The sequence below is a fragment of the Manganibacter manganicus genome (assembly GCF_002075885.1).
Taxonomy (GTDB): Bacteria; Pseudomonadota; Alphaproteobacteria; order Rhizobiales; family Rhizobiaceae; genus Mesorhizobium; species Mesorhizobium manganicum.
On sequence record NZ_MDET01000034.1, the window covers coordinates 1 to 23,903 of the forward strand.

At 59.8% G+C, this 23,903-nt stretch carries 22 protein-coding genes and 1 pseudogene; 17 read left to right on the forward strand and 6 right to left on the reverse strand.

The window, feature by feature from the left end:
* Positions 1–413: 413 nt before the first annotated feature.
* Entirely contained in the window at positions 414–1,445 is a 1,032-nt protein-coding gene (locus tag BFN67_RS17400; protein WP_080920807.1) for a hydroxyacid dehydrogenase, read from the reverse strand.
* Positions 1,446–1,588: 143 nt separating this feature from the next.
* Here BFN67_RS17400 and BFN67_RS17405 point away from each other — a divergent pair, with 143 nt between their 5' ends.
* From BFN67_RS17405 to BFN67_RS25245, 12 genes and pseudogenes are all read left to right on the forward strand, one after another.
* Positions 1,589–2,695 carry a LacI family DNA-binding transcriptional regulator gene (locus BFN67_RS17405; protein WP_080920808.1) on the forward strand — a complete coding sequence of 369 codons (1,107 nt, stop codon included), beginning with the start codon at positions 1,589–1,591 and terminating at the stop codon, positions 2,693–2,695.
* A gap of 29 nt (positions 2,696–2,724) precedes the next feature.
* On the forward strand, positions 2,725–3,708 hold the full coding sequence (locus BFN67_RS17410; protein WP_080920809.1) for a sugar ABC transporter substrate-binding protein: 984 nt from the start codon (positions 2,725–2,727) through the stop codon (positions 3,706–3,708).
* 98 nt (positions 3,709–3,806) lie between these two features.
* Positions 3,807–4,799 carry an ABC transporter permease gene (locus BFN67_RS17415; protein ID WP_080920810.1) on the forward strand — a complete coding sequence of 331 codons (993 nt, stop codon included), beginning with the start codon at positions 3,807–3,809 and terminating at the stop codon, positions 4,797–4,799.
* The gene (locus BFN67_RS17420; RefSeq protein ID WP_080920811.1) at positions 4,796–5,572 is read left to right on the forward strand and encodes an ATP-binding cassette domain-containing protein; all 777 of its coding nucleotides are present in this window, start codon (positions 4,796–4,798) and stop codon (positions 5,570–5,572) included. Before BFN67_RS17415 ends, BFN67_RS17420 begins: the two co-directional genes overlap by 4 nt.
* A 5-nt stretch (positions 5,573–5,577) precedes the next feature.
* A complete protein-coding gene (locus BFN67_RS17425; RefSeq protein WP_080920812.1) occupies positions 5,578–6,435 on the forward strand; it encodes a sugar phosphate isomerase/epimerase family protein in 858 nt (285 codons plus the stop codon).
* Between the two features lie 479 nt (positions 6,436–6,914).
* Positions 6,915–7,721 (forward strand): ABC transporter ATP-binding protein, encoded by an 807-nt coding sequence (locus BFN67_RS17430; RefSeq protein ID WP_139789230.1) that lies wholly within the window; start codon positions 6,915–6,917, stop codon positions 7,719–7,721.
* Positions 7,711–8,418 carry an ABC transporter ATP-binding protein gene (locus BFN67_RS17435; protein ID WP_080920813.1) on the forward strand — a complete coding sequence of 236 codons (708 nt, stop codon included), beginning with the start codon at positions 7,711–7,713 and terminating at the stop codon, positions 8,416–8,418. The genes BFN67_RS17430 and BFN67_RS17435 overlap by 11 nt, the downstream gene beginning before the upstream one ends.
* A complete protein-coding gene (locus BFN67_RS17440) occupies positions 8,408–9,043 on the forward strand; it encodes a hypothetical protein (protein WP_139789231.1) in 636 nt (211 codons plus the stop codon). The genes BFN67_RS17435 and BFN67_RS17440 overlap by 11 nt, the downstream gene beginning before the upstream one ends.
* Before the next feature lie 118 nt (positions 9,044–9,161).
* Positions 9,162–10,460, forward strand: a complete 1,299-nt coding sequence (locus BFN67_RS17445; protein WP_139789232.1) for an ABC transporter substrate-binding protein — start codon at positions 9,162–9,164, stop codon at positions 10,458–10,460.
* Between the two features lie 73 nt (positions 10,461–10,533).
* Positions 10,534–11,400, forward strand: a complete 867-nt coding sequence (locus tag BFN67_RS17450; RefSeq protein WP_080920815.1) for a branched-chain amino acid ABC transporter permease — start codon at positions 10,534–10,536, stop codon at positions 11,398–11,400.
* Positions 11,393–12,421 (forward strand): branched-chain amino acid ABC transporter permease, encoded by a 1,029-nt coding sequence (locus BFN67_RS17455; RefSeq protein ID WP_204842222.1) that lies wholly within the window; start codon positions 11,393–11,395, stop codon positions 12,419–12,421. The genes BFN67_RS17450 and BFN67_RS17455 overlap by 8 nt, the downstream gene beginning before the upstream one ends.
* Before the next feature lie 36 nt (positions 12,422–12,457).
* Positions 12,458–12,590: pseudogene (locus BFN67_RS25245) on the forward strand (IS630 family transposase); the annotation flags it as partial.
* Between the two features lie 154 nt (positions 12,591–12,744).
* Here BFN67_RS25245 and BFN67_RS17460 read toward each other — a convergent pair.
* From BFN67_RS17460 to BFN67_RS17470, 3 genes are all read right to left on the reverse strand, one after another.
* On the reverse strand, positions 12,745–13,746 hold the full coding sequence (locus tag BFN67_RS17460; protein WP_080920982.1) for an HAD family hydrolase: 1,002 nt from the start codon (positions 13,744–13,746) through the stop codon (positions 12,745–12,747).
* Positions 13,747–13,861: 115 nt separating this feature from the next.
* On the reverse strand, positions 13,862–15,679 hold the full coding sequence (locus BFN67_RS17465) for an arylsulfatase (protein ID WP_080920816.1): 1,818 nt from the start codon (positions 15,677–15,679) through the stop codon (positions 13,862–13,864).
* 6 nt (positions 15,680–15,685) lie between these two features.
* On the reverse strand, positions 15,686–16,627 hold the full coding sequence (locus BFN67_RS17470; RefSeq protein WP_080920983.1) for a formylglycine-generating enzyme family protein: 942 nt from the start codon (positions 16,625–16,627) through the stop codon (positions 15,686–15,688).
* Between the two features lie 570 nt (positions 16,628–17,197).
* Here BFN67_RS17470 and BFN67_RS17475 point away from each other — a divergent pair.
* Both BFN67_RS17475 and BFN67_RS17480 read left to right on the forward strand, forming a co-directional pair.
* Positions 17,198–17,458, forward strand: a complete 261-nt coding sequence (locus BFN67_RS17475) for a hypothetical protein (protein WP_080920817.1) — start codon at positions 17,198–17,200, stop codon at positions 17,456–17,458.
* A gap of 197 nt (positions 17,459–17,655) precedes the next feature.
* Entirely contained in the window at positions 17,656–18,603 is a 948-nt protein-coding gene (locus BFN67_RS17480) for a SphA family protein (RefSeq protein WP_139789233.1), read from the forward strand.
* A 242-nt stretch (positions 18,604–18,845) separates the two neighbouring features.
* Here BFN67_RS17480 and BFN67_RS17485 read toward each other — a convergent pair whose 3' ends face one another.
* Complete coding sequence (locus tag BFN67_RS17485) at positions 18,846–20,606, reverse strand: tetratricopeptide repeat protein (protein WP_158083526.1); 1,761 nt, start codon at positions 20,604–20,606, stop codon at positions 18,846–18,848.
* A 247-nt stretch (positions 20,607–20,853) separates the two neighbouring features.
* Here BFN67_RS17485 and BFN67_RS17490 point away from each other — a divergent pair, with 247 nt between their 5' ends.
* The gene (locus BFN67_RS17490; RefSeq protein ID WP_080920820.1) at positions 20,854–22,002 is read left to right on the forward strand and encodes a sensor histidine kinase; all 1,149 of its coding nucleotides are present in this window, start codon (positions 20,854–20,856) and stop codon (positions 22,000–22,002) included.
* A complete protein-coding gene (locus BFN67_RS17495) occupies positions 21,990–22,745 on the forward strand; it encodes a LytR/AlgR family response regulator transcription factor (protein ID WP_080920821.1) in 756 nt (251 codons plus the stop codon). The genes BFN67_RS17490 and BFN67_RS17495 overlap by 13 nt, the downstream gene beginning before the upstream one ends.
* Here the strand turns inward: BFN67_RS17495 and BFN67_RS17500 are convergent.
* Positions 22,742–23,179, reverse strand: a complete 438-nt coding sequence (locus BFN67_RS17500; protein WP_080920822.1) for a hypothetical protein — start codon at positions 23,177–23,179, stop codon at positions 22,742–22,744. The genes BFN67_RS17495 and BFN67_RS17500 overlap by 4 nt on opposite strands.
* A gap of 432 nt (positions 23,180–23,611) precedes the next feature.
* Here BFN67_RS17500 and BFN67_RS17505 point away from each other — a divergent pair, with 432 nt between their 5' ends.
* The gene (locus BFN67_RS17505; RefSeq protein ID WP_080920823.1) at positions 23,612–23,902 is read left to right on the forward strand and encodes a DUF6522 family protein; all 291 of its coding nucleotides are present in this window, start codon (positions 23,612–23,614) and stop codon (positions 23,900–23,902) included.
* Position 23,903: the final 1 nt, after the last annotated feature.

Genomic DNA, 23,903 nt, shown 5'->3' on the forward strand with positions numbered 1-23,903 from the left:
CACGGTTGTCCGCGCCCGCCGGCGTTTCTACCCTTGCCTTTCCCGGCCCATCGCCCATTTGCGAGCGCGAGCAACGCAGGTCCGGTTCGGGCCGGGCGGTTCCGTTCACTGTTACGGATAACACACCCGGCGCCACACTTGCCTGGATGCTCGAGTGTGCACACCCGTTCCCGCTGGCAAGCTGCTGAGACGGATTATGCGGGAAGGATGATGGGTGTGGATAAAGCGGCGAGAAAGAAATCGCCGTTAACGGGGCAAGCGCCTGATTGGCAACGGAATTATTCTTATCGATTACGGCAGGCGATAAATTTCCATCCACACGGACTCGGCCGTCCTCGTGGTTCGACAACAGCCATGATTTGACCGTGAGATACAACGAACGGACGAGCCGGAGCTACCCCAGTGTCTGGATCTTAGTTCTTGTCGACGGGCTTCGAGCGCATGCGCGAGACTGTCTCGCGCTCGGCACGCTTGGAGCGCATCGGCGGCAAGCCGCGATCCATTAACGCCATGTCCTCCAAAACCATGCTGCCCATGCGCTTGAAGGCGATATCCAGCGCACCGGCCCGATGGGCTGAGCGGATGAAACCGGGTAATGCGCGCACAGGATGATCTTTTGCCAGCGGCTCTTCCGGAAACACGTCGCTTGCAGCGACAATATGCTTGCTTTTGACAGCAGCCATGAGGGCATCGAAATCAACGACGCCGGCGCGCGACAGCAAAATGAAGGCCGCGCCCTTACGCATTCTGGCAAAGGCATCAGCGCCGAGAAAACCCTCATTGTCCGAAGTCACCGAAGCCACCACGAAGACGAAATCGCTTCGAGAGAGCACCTCGTCCAGTGTCGCCGGCTCGACACCGTTGTCGGCCAACACGGAAGGCGGCAGCCAGGGATCATAAACGCGCGTGTGGGTGCGGAAACCGGCAAGAAGCCTGTTTAGCGCACGACCGAGATCGCCGAAGCCGACGATGCCGACCTCCGCGCCGGACAAAAGCCGTGCCGTCGCATTGCCGTCACCGCCCCAAAGTTCGCGACCCTCCCGGAAAGCGAGGTCGGCATCAATGACACCACGCGCCAGGTCAAGCGCCAAAGCCAAGCCGAGTTCGGCGACCGGTTCGGCGAAAACCAGCCCGGTGGTGACGACGTGAACCCCGCGTTGAAACAGCACTTCATAAGGCATGTTGTCTATGAGGTTGGTTTCTACATTGAAGATGCAACGCAGGTCTTTCATCTGGTGGAGCGTTTGCAAAGAAATCGGCGGCTGCCCGACAATGTAACGAACCTTTTCCAACACATCTTCCGGCAAGGAGGCCAGACCGGATGCACATGTCTCCACGATGCGGTAGCGGGACTGGAATTCGGCCAGTTGCTGCGGTGTGAATATCAGATCCAGCGTGCGCGGTTCAGGCGCGCTGATAACCAGGGGCGGATCGCTGTCCAGCATTGAATTTCCTCCTGCCGGCGGCACGCCCAATGGCAGCCGTGATGCAAGCATATTAAAAATGAATCGATTTACAATTGCGAAAAATCGATTTACCACTGCTCTCGCGGGCGCTCATCGAGGGTCTGCCCTTTGGGAGGAGGTCAATGGCCAGGCAGGGTCTTAACCAGCGACGTCCGTCGATCCACGACGTGGCCAGTCATGCCGGCGTGTCCGCTGCCACGGTGTCGAAGGTATTGCGAGGCGTGGCAACCGTAAAATCCGCCAATGCCAAACGGGTGTTCGAAGCTGTCGAACAACTCAGCTATCGCATCGATCCGCTGGCTTCCGAACTCAGACGTTCAAAACGCCGTATCATCGGGGCCATAGTGCCTGAATTCGAAAGCGAATTCTTCGGCAGCATCGTGACCGAACTGGAACGGTTGGCTGAACAGCGTGGCTACGCCCTGGTCGCCGCATCCAGCCGCGAATCCGAAACGCGCGAGACGGAAATTCTCGAACGCATGCACGACTGGCGTGTTTCGGGCGTCGTATTGTCGCCGGTACGCAACGAACACGGCCCGGCGGCTGCCTTCATGAAGACCAATGGCATGACCGGCGTCATGATCGATCGGGTGATTGCCAGCGATACCTTCGACACGGTTTCGGCCGATAGTGCTGCGGCCAGCGCCGAGGTGGCTCGTGCATTGGTCGCCAGGGGCCACCGCCATGTCCTGGTCATCGGGCTTGGGGAACAGGCCGCGACGGTGCATGCGCGTCTGGACGGTTTCCGCAGTCAGGCGCAGGCGATCGCGCCGGACATGCGCATCGATGTTATCCTTTCGGAAAGCGAAGTGGCTCCTCTTCGCGCCGCGCTCCGCAGCTATTTCAGCAAGGGCGAGCGACCAACCGCCGTGTATTCACTTTTTTTGAAAGGCACTCTGGTGGCCTTGTCGGAATTTCGGCGGCAGGCTTGGCATTGCCCTGCCGATATATCGCTGGTCGGCTTTGACGATGCCGAATGGATGCAGGTGACATTTCCGGCCATCGCGGCCGTGGTTCAGCCGGTGCGGCGCATAGCGATGCAGGCCATGGATCTGCTCTTTCGCAGGATCGAGGGAGATGACGGTCCGCCACGGATGCTGCTTGAACCTTGCAAGGTGTTGATGCGCGAATCCGTCAGCCCGCCTGGCAGCGACCGCTTTCGAGATCAAAAGGCGAGCAATGGCTTGCCCCCACAGGTCGGAGCTATCAGTTGTCCACTGACGACGTGACATTTTCTTGCAACAAGGGAGGAATAATTATGTCCAAACGGAGTAAATGGCGCGTTGCTGCCGCGCTCGGCGCCGCTTTAGCGGTGGCGTCCGTGGGAATAGCCAAGGCTGATGATGGCGAATATGGCGTGCTCATGAAGACGCTGGCCAATCCATTTTGGGGCGCAATGGCTGAAGGCGTGAAGGCCGGAGCAGAAAAGGCTGGCGTAAAATATTTCCTTCAAGCCGCTGAAAGCGACCAGGCAAGCGAGCCACAGCTCAATCTGTGCAATACGATGTTGCAGCGCAAGCCGGTGGCGATGATTACCGCGGCCATCAGCTCGACCAATTTGTTGCCGTGTCTCAAGGCCGCGCAGGACGCTAAAATCAAGATCGTCGACCTGGACAACAATCTCGACCAGACTGTGCTCGACAATGAGGGTATCAAGGTTACCTTCCATATCGGATCCGACAACATTGCGGCCGGCGCCCAAGCCGCGGATTATCTCGCACAAAAGCTCGGCAAGGATGCCAAAGGACCGGTTCTGGTCATTGAAGGCCTGTCCGGCAATATTACGAGCCAGAAGCGGGCCAGCGGCTTTGCCGACAGGCTGAAGGAAGCGGCGCCGGGCCTTGAAATCATCGGCTCGTTGCCGGGCGACTGGGATCGCGGCAAGGCCGCGTCGATTGCCAACGATACGCTGACCGCACATCCCGATCTCGCGGCCATCTTCTGTGCCAATGACGGAATGGCGCTGGGAGCGGTCGAGGCTGTCTATGCAGCCGGCAAGGGTGATCAGGTGACGATCATCGGCGTCGACGGCAATTCGGATGCGGTCAAGTCGATCAAGCAGGGCCGCCTCAACGCATCGGTCGCTCAACTGCCCTATCTGGTTGGAGAACAGGCCGTCGAAAACGTCAAGAAAGCGTTGGCCGGAGAAACCGTACCTGAAAGCATTGCAGTTCCTACGCTTGTCGTGACCAAGGACACGCTTGAAGCTGGCACCGATCCGCTGCTGAAATATCTGAAATAAGCACGATGACTGTCCGAGCCGGCCGGTGCCGCCGGCCGGCAGGAAATATCGCTCGCGGCATTCTCGGGAGCGCATTGGACAAAAGCGAGCCGCACTCAATGATTGCTGACGGGACACAATCCAATCCATGGACACGCGCGCAACGTGCCTGTGTAGAGAGCCTGCATATAAGGCTGGAATCGCTTGTCGTGCTGATTGGACTTGCCGCCGTCATGACGGTGCTGTCGCCTTATTTCCTGTCGCTTTCCAATCTTTTGAACATCCTGCTCGCCACATCCACGATTGGTGTTCTGGCGATCTCGGCCACCTTTGTGCTTGGCGCGGGCGGGCTGGACCTTTCGATCGGATCGGTGATGGGCCTGGCTGGCGTGGTGGGCGCATTGGTTGCGGTGAACCTGAACTGGCCATGGCCGCTTGCCGTATTGGCCTGCTTGTTGGCAGGTGCGGCAGCCGGCAACATCAACGGGCAACTCGTCACGCGTGCTTTCGTGCCGGCTTTCATCGTGACGCTCGGCATGCTGGGTTTGGCCCGTGGCTTGGCTTTGGTCATTTCGAATGGCCGGGCGATCTATGGTCTGCCCTCTGCCATGGTCTACATCGGCCAAGGGCGCCCTTTCGGCATTCCGATGCCGGTGATCATCTTCGTCGTAACGGCCCTGCTGGCGCATTGTGTGCTGGCCTATACCCGCTTTGGCCGGCACACCCTGGCTTTAGGTGATAGCGAGGGTGCGGCGCGGGCAGCCGGTATCCGTGTGGCGCATCATAGCCGCATCATCTACACGCTTTCCGGCGCACTTGCCGGCCTTGCCGGCCTTCTCTTCACGGCGCGCGTCAATGCCGGCGATCCTACAGCCGGTCTCAACTATGAACTGACGGCAATCACCGCCGCCATAATTGGCGGCACCAATCTGTTCGGCGGTCGCGCCTCTATTCTCGGCACCATCATTGGCGCGCTGATCATGGGGGTGCTGCAGAACGGGCTGACGCTGATGGCCGTCCAATCCTATTACCAGCAAATGGCGATCGGCGCGGTGCTGATCCTTGCGGTGTTTATCGACCAATACCAGGTGCGCCGGGAGAGTCGGGTATGACCTTGCTCAAACTGACGGGCATTACCAAGAGCTTCGGTTCGGTCGACGTTCTGCATGGTGTCGATTTGACGGTGCGCAAGGGGGAGGTAGTCGGCCTCGTCGGCGACAACGGCGCCGGCAAGTCGACCTTGATGAAGACAATCACCGGTATTTATCGGGCGGACGCCGGCGCGGTCGAACTGGACGGACAGGACATTCTGCCGCTGGATCCTGGCGCACGGCGCCAACTCGGCATCGAGATGATCTATCAGGATCTGTCGCTGGCAAAGCAGCAGGATGTTGCCAGCAACATCTTTCTCGGCCGTGAACCGACCGTGAAGCTGTTCGGGTTCATTCCCGGCTTCGTCGACAAGGGTGCAATGAACAGGCAGGCGCAACAGATGATTGAGCGTCTGGGCGCGCGTCTGCCTGCGCTCAACCGCCCGGTTGGATCCTTTTCCGGCGGCCAGCAGCAGACGGTGGCGATTGCACGCGCGCTGACCTTCAATCCGAAGCTGGTCATCATGGACGAGCCAACTGCCGCGCTCGCCGTGCGCGAGGTGCAGGGCGTGCTTGACCTGATCCGGCGGCTGCGCTCGGAAGGCATCGCCGTGATCTTGATCTCTCACCGGCTAAACGACGTGCTTGCCGTTACCGACCGCATCGTGGTGCTGCGCCACGGCCGCGCCGCTGCCGATCTGACAACGGCCGAAACCGGCATGAACGAGGTCGTCGCCAGCATCGTCGGCGGTGGTGACACCAGCGCTGCGGCGGCGCACGAACAACAAGGTTGAATTCAATGGCCAATACCTTCGGACTGCACACTTTCGCTATCGCGCCTGTCTGGGATATTGCCCGGATCGAACCACAGATGGAACAGTTGAAGGCGCAAGGCATCGGCTTGCTGGAAATTCCGCTTCTGCGTCCATCGGAAATCGACACTGGCGCGGCGCGCTCGTTCGCCGATCGCCATGATATTGAACTGATCGCTTCGCTCGGCCTGCCTGCGACGATCGACGTCATCGAGCAGCCTCAGGACGGATTGGCATTTCTGGAGCCGGCGTTCCGCGTCTGTGCCGAAATCGGCAGCTTCGGCCTGGCGGGCGTTACCTACGCAACCCTCGGCAAGACGACGGGGCGCGCGCCGACGCAAAGGGAAATCGATGGGACATGCCGCTTTCTGGAAAAGGCTGCCGCGCTCGCAAAGTCATATAAGCTCAAGCTCGGCATCGAGCCCTGCAACCGCTATGAAACGCATCTGATCAATACGGGCGAGGCAGCCGCGAACATCATCAGGCGCACCGGTGCGGACAACATCTTCATCCATCTCGATACCTATCACATGCATATCGAGGAAGAGAGCTTTTCCTCAGGGTTCGAGGCCGCGGCGCCGTTCCTGGGTTACCTGCACGTCTCGGAAGCCAATCGCGGCGTACCGGGCCAGGGAATGTTGAACTGGGCAGCTTGCATGAATGCCTTGGCGAATATCGACTATCGTGGACCGGTCACGCTCGAAAGCATGAACCATGTCGATGTCGACATCGCCGGCGCTCTTGCCATATGGCGGCCGGTCGCCAAACGGCCGGCGGACGTCGTCGAAGTCGGGCTGCCATTCCTGCGCGACATAGCCCATCAGGCCGGGATTTTATTGGGATGAGCGCGGCGGCGCAAAAATTAGCGCTGCTTTGTCAGAAATGAATTTTGGCTCGCTGCAACGCGCCGCCGCCTGCCTGCTGGAAACAACATGGGCGGTTGCAAGGGTGTCGTGCCTTCGCCACGCTCTCCAAGATCGAGACCATGACGATGTTCAGAGATTCGATCTTGGCGCATTGAACCAACACCGACATCTGAGTCATGCGAAATCAGGAAATTATTTCCTTGTCTCGCAATTGGCCCACCTCGCGAAAGAGCCAATATGCGCGGCGTGGTTCACGCGGTCCGTTCCGGAAAACGTGATTGGTCCTAATTTGGTATAAAAGTGGTTGACAGGTTGTCGCGCACGAACCTACACTGACAGTGAAATAACTTTCGCGATATGGGGACTTGTGAGGCGTTCCATGAATGGAGCGTCGTGAAGAATTTTTGTCGCGCTTGTATTCAATCGGCGAGTTCGTGAATGGAAAAATCCGCGCGGGCATGCCTGGCAGTATCCAACGGGAGGTTGCACTGTCCGACGCACCGATTCTGGAATTGCGTAATGTCACGCGCAAATTCGGCGGCCTGACTGCCGTCAATAATCTTTCCTTTTCCGTCGCGCCCAACAGTATCCATGGCCTTATTGGTCCGAATGGCGCGGGAAAAACCACGACTTTCAGTTTGGTCAGCGGGTATTACAAACCGACCAGCGGCAATGTCCTCTATCAAGGGCAGGACGTCTCCGGTCTCAAGACAAGCCGGTTGGCCCAGCGCGGCCTGATCCGCACCTTCCAGGGCACGACGCTGTTTCAGGAATTCAGCGTGCTCGACAATGTCCGCGTCGGCTGCCATCGCTCGGCTGGCGCCAGCTTTACATCGCGCATCACCGGGCGTGACGCGACGATCGAGCGTGCTGCCGACAAGAAGGCGCGCGAGGCGCTGGAACTGTTCGATCTCGGTGGGCTTGCGAACGAGCCGGCATCCAGCCTGCCGCATGGCCATCAGCGTGCGCTCGGCATGGCGGTGGCGCTGGCCGCCGACCCTACACTGATCCTGCTCGATGAACCGTTCACCGGCATGAACCCGGAGGAGACGCGGCGCATGATGGAGCATGTGCGCCGCATCCGTGACGAGCGCGACATCACCATCATGCTGGTCGAACACGACATGCAGGCCGTCATGGGTCTGTGCGAACGCATCACGGTGATGAACTTCGGCGAGTTCCTTGTCGAAGGAACGCCGCAGGAGATCGCCAGCGACCCGCGCGTGATCGAGGCTTATCTGGGGCGTGCTGACGATGCTGCTTGAAGTTCGCGACCTGCATGTCCACTACCAGAAGGTTGCCGCCCTCAAGGGTGTCAGCTTGCAGGTGCCCTCTGGTGGAATCGTGACCATCATCGGCGCCAACGGCGCCGGAAAGAGCACGACGCTCCGATCGATCTCCGGGCTTGCCCGCGCCTCGCGGGGCGAGATTCATTTCGATGGCGAGCGGATCGACAATCTGCCGGCGGAAAAGATCGTTGCGCGCGGCATCGCCCATGTGCCGGAAGGGCGGCGCATCTTTCCCGACCTCACGGTCGAGGAAAATCTGCGTATCGGCGCGTTCCTGCGCGCCGACAAGGCGAAGATAGAAAGCGACATCGAGGACATCTTTCACCGGTTTCCGCGTCTCAAGGAGCGGCGCACTCAATGGGCGCGCACGCTTTCGGGTGGGGAGCAGCAAATGGTGGCAATCGGCCGGGCGCTGATGTCGGGGCCGAAGCTGCTGTTGCTGGACGAGCCTTCCATGGGGCTTTCGCCAGTGATGGTGCAGGAAATGGCGAGCATCGTTTCGGGCATCGCCGAGCGCGGTGTGCCGGTGGTGCTGGTCGAGCAGAATGCCGGCCTGGCGCTGAAACTGGCGTCCTATGCCTATGTGCTTGAGGTCGGCACGGTTGCCGTCGAAGGCAAGGCCGCCGATCTGAAGACCAATGACCATGTGCGGAGGGCGTATCTTGGTGCGTGAGGACTGGACTTTTCAGGACCTTCTTGCCGCGGGCTGGAGCGAAGCCGATCTTGAGTGGGAACGCCTGGCAGAGGCGGCTTTCACCGCGCTGGCTGCGGGGAAAAACGATGTCGTCGGCTCCGAGATAGCCGCCGCGTTGCGGCTGGCGCGTGCCGAATTCGCTGCCAACGACCCGCGCCTTGCCGCCAGCCTCAGCAACCAGGCGGCCATCGTTGCGACGGATGGAAACGGTGGAGCGGAGCGGATCAGGGCGGCGGCGGTTCAAGCCTGGGCGGCCTGCGATGGCTGGATAGAGGCAATGACCGCGCCGCGAACCGCACGCTCCTCGATGTTCCACCTGCGCATGGAGCGGCTGCATCGTCCGGCCTATGAAGAGCGCTGGCGTGTCAGGGGGCGTGAGTTGTTGGCCACCCTGCGAGAAGAAATACACGCCGACGCGCCACTGGCCCTTATCGCCCCCGAGGAGGCGGCATCGCGCCTCGCGCGCTGGCATCGCGAGCGACCGGTGACCCTGAGTGACCCCCGCAAGCTGATGGCTGCCGTCATCCTGCTTGCGGCCCGTGAAAAAGGCGCGCCGGACGCTGCAAGGCATGTGCCGGAAGCGGAAAGACAACTCCACCGGTAAGGCGGATGAAGATGGATACGTCGTACCCGGCACGACGCATTCCAGAAACAAAAGGCGCCGGGATGGGAACTGTCTGGGCGATTGCCTGTCACGCATCAAAACGAGCGGAGGAATTGCAATGAAATCGGAACCGAATTTTTCGCTGACCCGGCGATCTCTCCTGACCGGAGCGGCGAGTGCCGCGCTCTTGCCGATCGTCGGCATGCCGAAAGCGGCGTTCGCCGAGGGCGATGTCATCAAGATCGGCTTTCTGGCGCCGCTGACCGGGCCTGTCGCCGCATGGGGCAAGCCAGGCCTCGACGGCTGCCAGATCTGGGCCGACTGGACCAACGAGGCCGGCGGCGTGGAGATCGGCGGCAAGCCCTACAAGATCGAGCTTGTGTCCTATGACGACGAGGATGACGCCGGCAAGGCGCGCACCGGCGCCACGCAGCTCATCCGTGAAAATGAGGTCAAGTTCATCATGATGCTCGGCGGCAACTCATGGCCGGGTGTCGAGGAGATCGCGGCTCGTCAGGGCATGATGGTCTCGACGCTGCTGCCGAGCGATCTGACGCCCGACACCACGACCCTGATTGCGCCATGCGAGGTGCACCCGATCTATAATGTCACGGGAGTGGAATGGCTGGCCGCCAACCGCCCCGAACTGAAAACGGCGGTGATCTGCGCGCAGGACGATGCCCTCGGCAAGCCATCGGTCGCGACCTATCTGGCCGCGTTCGAGGCTGCCGGCATCAAGATGGCGAGCGAACCATTGTTCTTCGATCCGGCGACCACCGACTTCGCGCCGGTGATGACGCAACTCCTGGCAAACAATCCGGACATATTGTGCCTGGACACCTGCTATGCCGATTACGTGCAGCCACTGTGCGAACAGGCATTCCAGCAGGGCTACAAGGGCCAGATCATCTCCTGTACGCTGGATTTCTACCAGCGCATCGTGGACCGCACTTCCAAGGAATTCATGGAAGGCGTCATCTTCCAGTTTCCGGATTTCGACGACAAGGCCCTCAACGACCCGCGCATCAACTTCAAGAAGCCGAACGAATATTACGCCGAATACGTCAAGCGTTACGGCGCGACGCAATGGTCGGCCGTGTCGTGGGAATACGCATCGATCCTCGATCTGTGGGCGGATGCCGCGAATCGCGCCGGCAGTGCCGAACCGGAAGATACGCTCAAAGCCATGAAGGAAGGCGGCAAGGGCAAGCATGCCTTTGGCGACGCCCGCTGGTGGGGCAAGGAACTGTTCGGCATCGACAATGCGCTGGTCGGTGATTGGCCGGTGGTCGTTATCCGCGATGGCAAGGCCACGATCGCCGAATTCCGCTCAATCCCCGACTGGTGGGACAAGAACGGTGAGTTGTTGGTCAAGCACATGACGGCGCTCGGCCAGATGTGGAACCAGCGGACCTGAGACATGCCCCGGCGGGCCCTTGTGGCTCGCCGGTCCACCTCTCGATCATGACGTCACCGGATGGGGCTAGCCAATGCCGGACTTTCTCCTGCAAACCGTTTTCAATGCATCTTATGCAGCGAGCTATATGGCGCTGATCGCCGTTGGGTTGGTGCTGATCTTCGGCGTCATGGGCGTCGTGAATTTCGCGCATGGCGAACTCTATATGGCCGGCGCATATGCGATCGTCTTCTTCTACGCCTGGAATGGGTTGCCCTTTTTCGTTGCGGTGGCGCTCGGCCTCGTATTTGTCGGCTGCCTCGGCATATTGATGGAATTGACGCTGTTCAGGCCGCTGCGAACGAATCCGCTGGGTGGTCTGATCGCCTCGATCGGTTTTCTGCTCATTTTGCAGACAGTGGCGGTGGTCGGCTTCGGTTTGCGCAACCAGAATGTTCCGCGGGTGTCGCAAGGCGGCATCACCGTCGGAGGTGCCGTGCTCACCTATGAACGGCTCGCGGTGATCGTCGTGACTATCGTGCTGCTGGCCGCATTGTGGTTGTTCCTGCGTCGAAGCAAGTTCGGCTGGGCGTTGCGCGCTTGCGCGCAGGATCGCGAAGCGGCCGCCCTGCAAGGCATATCGATCAACCAGACGGCACGCTATGCCATGTTCATCGGTGCGGCCCTTGCCGGTGTGGCCGGCGCAATGACCGCGCCGCTTGTCGCGCCGTCGCCCTATATGGGCCACAGCGTCATCGTGACCGCGTTCATTATCATCATCGTCGGTGGTGTCGGTAGCCTCGAGGGCGCGGTCGTGGCCGCCATCCTCTATGCCTTCGTCCATACGTTCGTGACGACGTTCTACGACGGTGTCATCGCCAATATTGTCGGTCTGCTGCTGATGCTTGCAGTGCTTGTGGTCAAGCCCCAGGGCCTGTTTGGAGTGCGCGAACGTGCCTGAAAAAACCACAATCGGCGGCGCCGGCCTGATCGGCATCGCAGTTCTCGCCGCCATCATCATCGTGGCTCCGTATTTCGTTACCTTCTCGCAGCGCGAACTCATGGTTCTGCTGGCCATCAACGTCCTTGTCGTGGCCAGCTACCGCTTGCAGACGCTGACCGGCGAATGGTCGCTGGCCCATTTGGTGATGATGGGCGCGGGTGCCTATGGCAGCGCGCTTTACGCCAAGAGCTTCGGCGCTCCGGTGCCGGTGGCCATGATCGGCGGCGCCATAACGGCCGGCGTGGTCGCTGCGGTGCTGAGCTTCCCGCTATTTCGCATGAAGGGCTTCTACTTTCTAATCGGCTCGTTCGCTGCCGGCGAGATCCTGCGTCTCATCTGGAAGCGCTTCACCGATCCGTTCGGCGGCCCTAAGGGCATCCAGCGCATTCCCGGCTTTCCCGACATCAATATCGGCCCGCTCCACATCGATTTCTTCAACCCGATCAACTATTATTATCTGGTTCTGTTGGTCGTGCTTGTCTCTCTGTGGATACTCTACCGGATCGAGAGGTCGCGTATCGGCCTGACATTCCACGCCATCCATTGGCAGGACAAGCTGTCGGAATCAGTCGGCGTCGATGCCTTCCGCTACCGCATGTTGGCTTTCGTGATAGCATCGTTTTTTGCCGGGCTGGCTGGCGCGCTCTACGCGCACAATCTGAGCACGGTCAATCCCAACCAGTTCGACGTCAATGCGATGGTCTATGTCCTGATCTGGACGATCGTTGGCGGAACCAGTCGCTGGTACGGTCCCATCTTGGGAGTGGTGACGCTCACCATCATCGACGAAGTCATTCTGCGTGGAATCGGGGCAGACCAGATCCGCCCGGCACTTTACGGCCTGATCCTTATCCTGGCGATCCTGTTCCTGCCGGATGGGCTGGAAAGCCTGGTGATCAAGGCGAAGGATGCTCTGCGCGGACGCAGTTCATCGAAAACCAGCGTGCCAGCCGAAGCTTTGGATGGCTCGCGGGATTAGAGCCGTTCAGGCATCGACGGAATCGTGAGAGCTCCGGTCTGCCGCAGCAAGATGGGTGGGTATCGCAAGCGCATTCTGGAGCCGGAACCGGTCATTCATCGTCGAATGCAACAATCAGGCATCACACCTAACGCTGCATGGGCCGAACGACGAATTGGCGGCGCACGGGTAACGCCATGTCCATCACTCCAATGTCCGCTGCGCCTGTCGAGCAGGATCAGGTTCAAACATGGTTATTTCTCGACGGAAAAATCCCGGTCAGTTCTCGGCAGGAATCAACACATGATGGCTCCGTGACATCACAATCGATCACAGAACCTGCTCTATTGCTTTGCCGCCGGATAAACCGTCTTCCAGTCGGATTTCATGTCGACAACGGTCCAACCGCGACCGGGTGCCTCGTCCAGTGCCTTGTCGAGCTTGCCGACTTGCGACTCGCGATCATAGGAAAATTCCCGCTCGGCATCGGTGTGGTGGACGATAAGCGCGAAGCGGGGACCGTCATTGAGTGTCGTCCACTGCAGCATCTGCAGATCGCCATCCGAATTTCCCGCCGCGAAGATGGGCCGCCGGCCAATGAAGCGGTTGATGCCGACCGGCTTGCCAGGACCATCGTCTATGAATTCTATCTTGGCTTCTTTCTTGAGGACCGGTTTATCGCCGTTCAGCTCGTAGGTTACCATGCCGGACGTGCCCACCACCTGCTCGGGTGGAATGCCGTAGGCATTCTCCACCCAGGGGCGCATGAACTCGACGCCGCCGCCCGAGACTATAAAGGTCTTGAAGCCATTGGCGCGCAAATAGGCCAGAAGTTCCACCATAGGCTGATAGATCAACTCATCGTAGGGGCGGGCGAACTTCGGATGACGTGCCGTCGCGATCCAGTCCCTGACCGTGCCCGCGAACGCGTCGGTGGTCATTCCGGCGTGGGTCACCGCCATGATTTCGGCGACGCCCTTTTTCCCCGACGCTAGAGCGCCCTTGACGTCGCCGGCGAATATCGATCTGAACGGTTCGCTATCCTTCCATTCGGGATGCTCGGGAGCCATGGCCTTTACACGGTCGATGGCGAAGGCGAACTGGAAATAAACAGGCTGTTCGCTCCACAGCGTGCCGTCATTGTCGAAAACGGCGATGCGCTCGGCCGGCGCGACGTAATTTGAACCGCCTTCGGTCGTCACTCTCGCGATGAACTCCGTGATAGCCGATTTCGTCGCTCCATCGTTCCACGAAGGCAATGGATCGGACTGCGCGCACGCAAGGGGACTTAGCCAGAAGGAGCTGAAAAAGACAAAGGTCAGGATAGCGAAACGGCGGTTCAACATCAGGCCCTCCTCAAATCCGGGCAGTACGGGCGGCGCTTCCCAGAAAACGCCACCCACAGATCTATCCAGCGAACAGCTCCGCCCGGCGGGAAGCGAGCGGAGCCAATGGTTGACGCTAGTTAGCGCCGCGATGCTGGAGGGCCTCGTTGATCATGTTGTTGAGCCCACTTTGGACCCTCTCGAGATCGAGGTTCTGCCGGAACGCTTCCCTCCGCTTGAAGCTATCCATAGTGCTTTCCATGATGTTCGCGGGATTGAAGCTCGGTGGGAAGGACCGAGGCGGAAAGTCCTTGAACGTGGCTATGAACTCGAAGACGTCGTTCGTCGCCCCATAGATGCCGCCGAGATGGTCGATCTGCCAGTCCCAGAAAGTGTTGGATGTAATGTCGGCGCGCTCGAAAGGATCCTGGAACAGGTTGAAGATCTTCTGCAGGCGAAGCGTCGTGAACGGCTCCGCCCACAATTCCAACGTGCCGGGCGAGCGCTGCTCCGAGTAGACGTATTTGTAATCGCCCTTGCGGAAACCAACCAATTGGCCATCGTCGTCCGCGTAGAAGAAGTTGTCGCGGGCGCTCTTTACCCCGTTGTTGTCGGCAGCAGGGCCGGTCACGGTGCGCAGGAATTCGGACTGATCGTAGCCGTCGAGGTGCACCTTGTAGTCGAGGCCGTTGGCCGTGTAGCCCGCCTTCAGCTTCTCGGCGATGTCCGGTTCGCCGGCGATCGAACAGAGTGTCGGGAGCCAGTCGTTATGGCTCATCAACTCATTGGTGACGGTATTGGGTTTGATGACGCCCGGCCAGCGGACGAAACAGGGCACGCGGAAAGCTCCTTCCCAGTTGGTGTTCTTCTCCGAGCGGAACCAGGTCATGGCGCCGTCCGGCCAGGTGTTCATATGCGGGCCGTTGTCGCTCGTGTAGACGACGATCGTGTTGTCCGCGACGCCCATGTCTTCGAGCGCCTTGAGCACGACGCCGATGGTATCGTCGTGCTCCATCATGCCGTCGACATATTCGCTGTCACCATGCTGGTATCGGCCGCGATGGCTGTCCCGGACATGTGTGCGCAGATGCATGCGGGTCGAGTTGAACCAGCAGAAAAACGGCTTCCCCGCAGCTTGTTGACGCTGCATGAAGTCAATGGCTGCAGCCGAGGTTTCGTCGTCGATCGTCTCCATGCGCTTCTTGGTGAGCGCGCCGGTGTCTTCGATCGTCTGCTTGCCGACCCTGCCGAAACGCGGATCCTCGGTCGGATCGTCCACGTCGGTCGCCTTGCATTTGAGAACGCCGCGCGGGCCGTATTTGGCAAGATATCCAGGATCCTTCGGATAGTCCGGCAGTTCCGGCTCTTCTTCTGCGTTGAGATGGTAGAGATTGCCGAAGAATTCGTCGAAACCATTCACGGTGGGTAACGATGGGTTCCGGTCACCGACATGATTCTTGCCGAACTGCCCGGTGGCGTAGCCGAGGTTCTTCAGCAATCCGCCCACGGTAGGGTCCAACTGGCTCATGCCCATCGGCGCACCGGGGAAGCCTACCTTCGTCAGTCCGGTCCGTAGGCCGTGCTGGCCGGTGAGAAATGCCGCGCGACCTGCCGTGCATGACTGCTCGGCATAGTAGTGGAGGAACATGATGCCGTCGCGTGCAATGCTGTCGATGTTCGGCGTCTGGTAACCCATCAGACCGTGCGAGTAGGCGCTGATGTTGGCGATGCCGATGTCGTCGCCGAAGATCACCAGGATATTCGGCTTGTCGCCCGCCGGCGCAGATTGCTCCTGCGCCTGCGCGGTGCGCACGCTGGTCGTCTGGGCCAGCGCGGCAGCGGCGGCAAGTGTCGTTCCGCCAAGCAGGATGCTGCGACGGCTGACACTGCCCGTGGCAGGGACCTGCCCTGCGTTCGGAGCCGAGCCCCGTTCATCCCTGGATGTATCGCTCATAGCTGTTCACCTTTCTCTTTCTAACGATGAAACGGACGCCGCCCTGACGATGCAGCGGAAGCCGACATGGCTCATCGAGGTGTCGACGGGCTGCGCGTGGCGCGCGGCCGGGCGGTAGCGGCGGCAGTAGTTCGGCGCACAGAGGTGAGAGCCGCCTTTGACGACCTTTCTCGGGATCAGGATCGTCGGCTGGCGTTCGTCGAAGCTGGCGGCTTTGGACCCGCCTCGTGGATTCTGCGGAATGCAACAGCTCTTCGCCTCCTTGTCCGGATGCCGGTTCGACCACCAGTCCGTCGTCCACTCCCAGACATTGCCGATCATGTCGCGGAGGTCGTATCCGTTCGCCGGAAAAGCGCCGACCGGCGATGTCCGCTCGAAGCCGTCGTCGAGGCGGTTCTGATGCGGGAAGTCGCCCTGCCAGGTATTGGCCATCTGCCTGCCGCCGGGTGCGAATTCGTCACCCCAGGCGAATTCGGCATCCTCGACGCCGCCCCATGCCGCATATTCCCATTCGGCTTCGCTCGGCAGTTCCTTGCCCGCCCAGCGCGCGTAGGCCAGCGCGTCATCGTAGGCGATATGAACCACCGGGTGACTTTCCTTCTTGAAAAGACCGCTCTTAGGGCCGAGGGGATGTTTCCAGTTGGCACCTTCGACGAAGTCCCACCATTCTGCCGGATTGCGCAGATCGGCAGGCCCCGCCGTCTTTTGGAACACCAAAGATCCGGCAAAGAGCATGTGCGGGAGCGCGCCGGGGTAGTCCTTCGGGTCGGGTACCCGCTCTGCAAGCGTGACGTGGCCGGTCGCCTTGACGAACGCCTTGAATTGGCGATTCGTGACGGGTGTTCTGTCGATGAAGAACCCGTCGACCTTCACCTTGTGGGCGGGAGCCTCCTCACGATAGTGAGCATCCGAGCCCATCCGGAAGGTTCCGCCGGATACGAAAACCATGCCGGGCGGGCAGACGACCGGGCCTTGCACGGTGCGGGCGGCTGCGTCCGGCTTGCTTTCCACGGCATGCGCGGCAAAGGCGTGGGTCGTGGTTACGCCATCGTTCCCAAAAGAGAGATTGTCCGCTTTCATTGACCGGTCCCGCTCGCTGGTTTTGAGAAACCTGCTGAACTCATTGGCGTGGTCCATCCGCGTCGGACAGACTTGTCTTGTCGCCGGGACCCTCGGAAGAACGCGTTCCCTATTGAAGTACGTTACCGTAACAGGCTGGCGGGCGCGCCGCAGAACATCGGGTTCGGAATTCTGTTCGGCTCGTATGGACGGCGTGAGCCCTTTCAGCGCCTTTAGACGGCGGCCGAAGGTGGAGGCGGCGGTGAAGCGCCTGCGCCCGTTGTTACCGTAACGTGCTCATGCATTCGACAAAACTGAGGCACAATTTGTTGATGGTAGCGCGCTGTCCCCAGCAGATCTCGTTCCAGCCAACGGATGCAAAGAACTGGCAGGCGTTCTGGCAAGGCTCGGGCATGGATTGCCTGCGGGGTAGCGGCTGTTTACCGGGGAGGCACCACAATGCCCAGGGAAGTCGACTATAGTCACCAGGGACTCGCCAAGCTGATGCTGAAGATGCCGGTCCTGCGTGGCCGATTGCAAATCCTCAGCAGAAGGGACCCTGATGTCCTGGACCTTTGCGCCGCCTTCGGAGAGGCCAGCGTCACGCTGGAACGGCTGTTAAAAGAAAACAGCCCTTCAAATCGAGAGAAAATCGAAGAGTACCGGAACATTTGCGACGAAATCGAAAACGACATCATTTCTCTTTGCGCGACCGAATGAGTGGGAAGGCCGGCTTGCTCGGCAAGCCGAGATCGGCACCTCTTTCGTAGTCGGCAAGCGTGTTGTCTGAGGGCCATAGCCGCCCGAAACGGCGAAGAAAGAGACGACTTGTTACAGTTACGTACTTCGCTTGATTACGCAATGCGCCGAAGTTCGGCCCCGGCTTCGTTCGGCTGAGACAATGCGAGGGACTGTCCGTGAAAACCAGTATATTCAAATTGGCAGGGGCATCTGCCGTCACGATCTGTGCGCTGGCATCCACGAATGCCTCGGCCACCGAGGCGGCATTCGGGCGCTACACTCCCGGCGTCTTTGCCGCGCCAGGCGTCGGATACGTACCTCCTGCACCGGGCGTGTATTGGCAGAGCTCCACAATGTATTATCATGGTTCGGCCTCGAAAAATCTTCAGATTCCTCTCGGCAGGTCTATCCAACTCGGCTTGAAGAGCGATTATGTCAGCCAGACTTTCACCGGCATATGGGTGCCGGAATTGGAACTCGGCCATAATCTGACACTGGCTTTCAGTATGTCGCTGCCCCTGCAGCACCTACGTGCTTCCGTTGACGTCCGAAGATTCGGGATATCCGACAGTGACAGTGGACTGGGAGACATCGTCTTCGGTCCCATGCTCGGATGGCGTTCGGCTTCGGGAACGACTTTTGCATCGGCCAGCCTGCGCATTTTCGCGCCGACCGGCAATTATGATCCAAACGCGATCGCCAACATAGGCACCAATTACTGGACCTTTTCGCCGAACTTTTCCTTCACCACGGTCAATCCGGAGACCGGCCTTGAATTCGACTTGACAGCCGGCATCGACTTCAACACCAGGAATTCGGCCACAGACTACACCAGCGGCGCGTTGGCGCATGTCGACGCGGCTGTCATCCAGCATTTCAACAAGCAGTTTGGGGTCGGGATATTTGGCTCGATCCTTTATCAGCTCCAAGACGACAAAGGCGTCTTGGCAGACCGCCTCGATGGCTTCAAGGGGAGATCCTTCGCTATCGGCCCGATGCTGAAATATACGGGTGGGTCGGAGGCAAATCCCATCAATGCTTCTCTGAGCTGGGCACCGGAGTTCGGCGTCAAGAACAGGATGAAGGGAAACGCTTTCTATCTAAACGTGTCCGGTAAGTTCTAATGTATGTCGTCCCGAAACTGCCCCACTTTTCGGGGCGATGACATGCATCACGACAAGCGCTTGGAGGCTCGATCCATGCCGGGATTTGGCACGGTGACATGATGTGTTTATTCTCTCGAAACTGCACGCGTCGCGCGTCCACCGTAATAAGCTTGGCCTTGGGCAACCGCTTCAGATGTAGCCGCTGTCACTGCCGTAATTCTTGGAAGTGTAAAGACCGCGCCGCTTTGGTGTTTTGAATGCTATCGGCTAGGCAAGCTGGCTTTGGAAATGCCATCCTGTAACAGCGCAACGAAGCCGGGATCGAAGTGACGTTTCGTCATGTAGCGGTGAACCGAAGCCTCCGATCCCAAGCCCCTCCTCTGTAGCGAGGCGGCTTCCGTCTGTGCGTCCGCTTGCATTTCCAGTTGCCCCAGCGTCGCGACATGCAGGATGCTGACTTCACAGCAGGGTGCCGGATTGCTCTGCACAAGCCGGGAGAGAGCCACCGCATAGGCGCCCCGCCGATAAGCATCCATGGCTAGTACGGCATGAATTTCGGGGCTGGCCGTTTCAGTGAGATCGCGTGCCTTCTCGATAAGCGGTATCGCCTCGTCCCAACGCCCGGTAAGCGCCAGCACACCGGCAAAAGCCGCCACGGCATCGGGGTCGTATGGGTTCAATGTCATTGCACGGCGACCAGCCCTGAGCGCCGCGTCGGTGTAGCCGAGATGAAACAACGCTTCCATTTGCGACCGGGCCCCGACGGCGGATGTTGGTGAGAGAACGGTCGCTGTATTGGCAAGGTCGAGGGCGTGCCCAGCCGAAGCGGGAGGCTGAGCGGAATCGAGCATCGGCAGCACTCGGGAAAGGACGGCATGGGCGACAGCGTGGCCCGGCAGAACCTTGATGGTTTGTTCAAGGCAGGCTTTCGCCGTTCGCAGCCTTGCCGGATCGAGCGAATGCAGCGACCGATAGGCACGCAGGACGCACCCGTTGCCCAGGGTCGGCGCAGCATAGTCTTTACGCAATTCCGAATTGCTGATCGTTCCCCGCAGGCCGGCAATGCGGTTTGCAAGCCGCGCCACAATCCGGTCCCGTTCTTCCGCATTCTGTGGAATCGGTTCGATATGCGACGTGAGGACCACGCCGTTGCGGTCGCTGACCTGCCACCAGAGCGTCTGCTGCGGCGACGTTGAGCGATAATCCACAGCGATCTGGTAAGCGGCATCGATCGCCGGGGTTGAAGGTGTCATTTGGGTATTGTGGCGCCGGGCCGGACCACCGGACCCGTCCACGATTGTGACGGTCTGGAACCGGGACATCGCAATGAGCAAGGCCTCTTTGAGATCGCGCGCGGCATTAACGGTTTCGTCGCCGCCTGCCGAGACAGTCAGGATGGTTCGGGGCCTTTCCGATACGGTGTGCGTCGGCGGCGCCACAAATCGCCACAGGGCAAATCCGGCCAGTGCAACCCCGCTCGCGACCAGTGCTGCTGAAAGCCCTCGAAACAGCTTCGACGCGTGCGCGGAATGCTTTTCCTCGGATACGGCATCCGCAGTACCGGCAACAGTCACTGTCTTGTCAAGGGTTTGGGACACATGCTCCGGGGAAGGTCGCCGCCTCCTGATCGTAGGTACGTACCCGCCCTTGGGCAGCCCGATGCGAAGCAGGCTTTGTTGCCCGTGAACTTCGTAATAATGAGAGAGCGAGGAGCGCAGCCGCATCGCTTCTATGCGTACGATGGGGTCGATTATCGGATCGAAATCCGCTGGCCGACCGAAAACGTCCACGGCGACCGAATAAGCCTTGATCTTGTCGGTAGCACCCTCAAGCACCTTTTCCATGACGTAACGCAAAAAACGCTTGTTCCGCTCGGATGAGCGAAAATTGGGGTCAGTCAGCACCCGCTCCAGTTCCGCCAGTGTCTCCTCTTGGGAAACCGGCGGACCCTTGGACTCGTCATCGAAGGACGACCACCCCTCTTCGGCGACAATCCTCTCGCTTGGCGGTCCCCGTCCCATTTTGACCGGACTCAAATGAAGCCGGCCCAGCGTGTCATGTTTCCAAAACATTTGCTAATTAAGCTTTTCCTTCAATATCTTACCTACTCGCGATTTGGTCATTCAGTGGTTCCATGTTAGGCCTTGCCTGCCATTGCGTCACAAGGTGGCACAGTGGGAGGTGCACCGGCATATCCCGTTCGACCAAGGGGTCGATTAAGTCGATGAAGTGGCGGTTGGAGCGGCCGCCGCGCATTGGGGGGGTACAATGAGCGTCGTTGTGGTTCTCGAGCAGCAAGGGTCGCATCCGGCTACCGTTCGCAGCACACTTGCCCAGGTTTCAACGCGCGAACCTGTGGTCCTCCCCAATACGAGCCTGGAGCGAACATTGGGTTCGTTCTGGCGGGCGCAAACCGCCGGTTGGCTTTTCGGAGCGATGTTCGGCTTCGTCTGCCGGATCATCGCCTTCGAAGATCTGGTGTTTGCCCTTGTGCTGACGGCTGTTCTCGAACCAATCGGATTTTCGTTGACCGCGCTAGCCCACTCGTTCTTCCGCGACCGCATCAGGCGTGGCATAACCCTGATGATCGTCGCGGTTGCGCTGATGCTTTCGGTTCTCGCCGGGCTAGGTCAGATGCTGGTTGCCGATGCGATCAAGACTGCGATGCTGCCGCAGAATGACCCCGGTCTGGTTTCCAGCAAGCTCGTCATACCTGCCGTCTATTATACGCTGGTGTTCATGGGGTGGTCGCTTGCCTATCTGTGGATCAACGCCGAAGCCGATGCCCGCACCGCGTGGTTCCAACGCGGCCATGCGCGAGAAGCCGCCCTCAACGCAGAATTGAACCAGCTGCGTTCGCAACTGGATTCCCACTTCTTGTTGAACGCTCTGAATGTCGTGGCGATGGAGATTCCGGAATCTCCCGATATCGCGCTTGAAATGACAAAGCGCGTGGCAGCCTATTTGCGCTACTCTCTCGCTCATCATGATCAGCGCTTGTGCTCCTTGGCCGAGGAATTGGAAGCGGTGCGCAATTATTTGCGCATCCAGGAACTGAGATTCGAAAGCCGGCTGGATTGCAAGTTGGACGCAGACCCGAATATTGAGGGAACTCGGGTTCCCCATTTCATCCTGCAGCCGCTTATCGAAAACGCGGTCAAGCATGGTCTCGCCACCACCAATGGGCCTCTTGCAATTTCGGTTACAGCTAAACGAGTCGGCACGCAGCTCGCCGTGGAAATCTGCAACTCCGGCCGGCTGAGAAAGCACAGCCGGGACCGGCCGGCCGTCGGCCTTGCCAACACAAGCCGCCGCCTGGAACTGCATTATCCCGATCGCCATCGGCTGACCATCGATCAGGAGGAGGGCAAGGTGGTTGTAAAACTGACGCTACGGGGGAGCGCATGTTACGCCTGATGCTGGTCGATGATGAACCGCGTGCGCGCCGCGGCCTGAAGCGGATCATAACCAGGGACGCAGGCACCGAGATCGTCGGCGAAGCGGCTTCGATCGCCGATGCGTGCCAACTGGCCAACACGCTTAAGCCGGACGCCATCTTTCTGGACGTCGAGCTCGGCGATGGGCATGGCTTCGACCTTTTGGACCAGATATATCCGGGATCGGCCATCGTCTTCGTGACGGGCCACAGCGGCTACGCGCCACAGGCATTCGATGTCGCGGCGCTCGACTACCTCTTGAAGCCGGTTGATGAAGACCGGCTCTCGGTCGCCTTGGAGCGGATACGGCGGTTTCGGGAGCAGGCAAGCCGGGATCGCTCAACCCATCCGGATCAGCCGCAACGCATCCACATCAGGCTGCCCGGCCGTTCGGCCATCGTTTCTGCCGACAAGATCGCACTGCTGATGGCCGAAGGTGATTTCACCCGCATGCTGATGGCCGATGGCCACAACCATTTCGTATGCCGTCTGCTCCGAAGCTTCGAGGCCGAGCTTGCCGGGCCGCCATTCGTGCGGGTCAGCCGCTCGCTGTTATTCAATCTCGATCATGTGGAGAACGTCGCCGCCCATGATGGCGGCCGATCGGTCGTGTCGTTCGGCGAAAAACTGGAGCCGGTCGTGTTGGGGCGCATGCCCACTCGGCGCCTGCTGCGTCACCTTCGCCCCCGCGCCGATCGAAACGCGGTCCAAACGGAAGGCTAGGCTGTAGTCGCGCCGTCTGCCGGTATCCATCGCCCAGGCCTGCCTCGCTCGCTTATGAAGTAGACGATGCTATAGGCGACAATCGTGGCGTCGGCGAGAAAGGCCGGAAAGTAGCCCATTATCCACGGCTCATCGAGATTGCTGAGAAAAAGATAGACGACAAGGCTCTTTTCGACAGCGCTGAACAGCATCGTCTCGAAACGCAGCCATGGACGGAATGCGGCGACAACCATCAAGGCGCCGATGCCGAACACCATGAGCCCCCAATGCCGCAGGATCGGCACGCTGGCGGGTGTGTAATCGACGAAGCCGCCAAGCTGCGACGTGATTGCACCGATGTCGAATGCGAGCGGCAGCGTCGCGCATGTGACCAGCCCGAATAGGATCAGAAACCACTTGATGGTCCGGTCGATGAAAGCGTTGATGGCACGCATGTCTTCCTCCCGAGGATAAGATGTACGGTTGCGACGTATTTTCCGTCCAACTCCCTTATGACAGGCAGCACAAACGGTCTGCCAAGAGAGCAGTCGCTGGAGGGAATCGTGCTTTCGTCGGCGACTTGTCGGTGTTGGGCGTGCCGCCGGCCATTAATCCAAGATGATTAGGCGGATCCTGTCGCCACCTGCTCCTTGTCAGCCCCTGGCGTCGACGCACAATCCCATTCTGAACTGCCGATTGGAGTACGTTACTGTAACAATGCGCGACTGTGAGCAAGGAACGAGACGGCGTGTCGGCCACTCAGGCATGCGTGAGGCCGCGCGATACGAACTCTTCTACGACACGCCGCTTCGATGTATCGTTGTATCGTCTGGCGCCGCGCTGACTTGCTGAGGCAGCACACGGACGGAAATTTTGGAGAGACGCCGATGATCATCGAACGGAGCGGTGACAACTTCTCTGTCGATGCCTCGCTCATGGCGGAATTGTTGAATGTCCCGCCGTCACGCGTCCAGGCTTTGATGCGCCGAAACGAAATTACCAGCATTTGCGAGCGCGGCGAGGCCGAACATGCCGGGCAATACAGGCTCACCTTCTTCTACAGGGGACGCCGCGCGCGGCTGACTGTCGACGAAGCGGGCCGGATCCTGCGGCGATCGATCGTCAATTATGGCGAACGCCCGCTCCCGCGGAGCCTTCACGGAACCGGCAAGCCGTGAA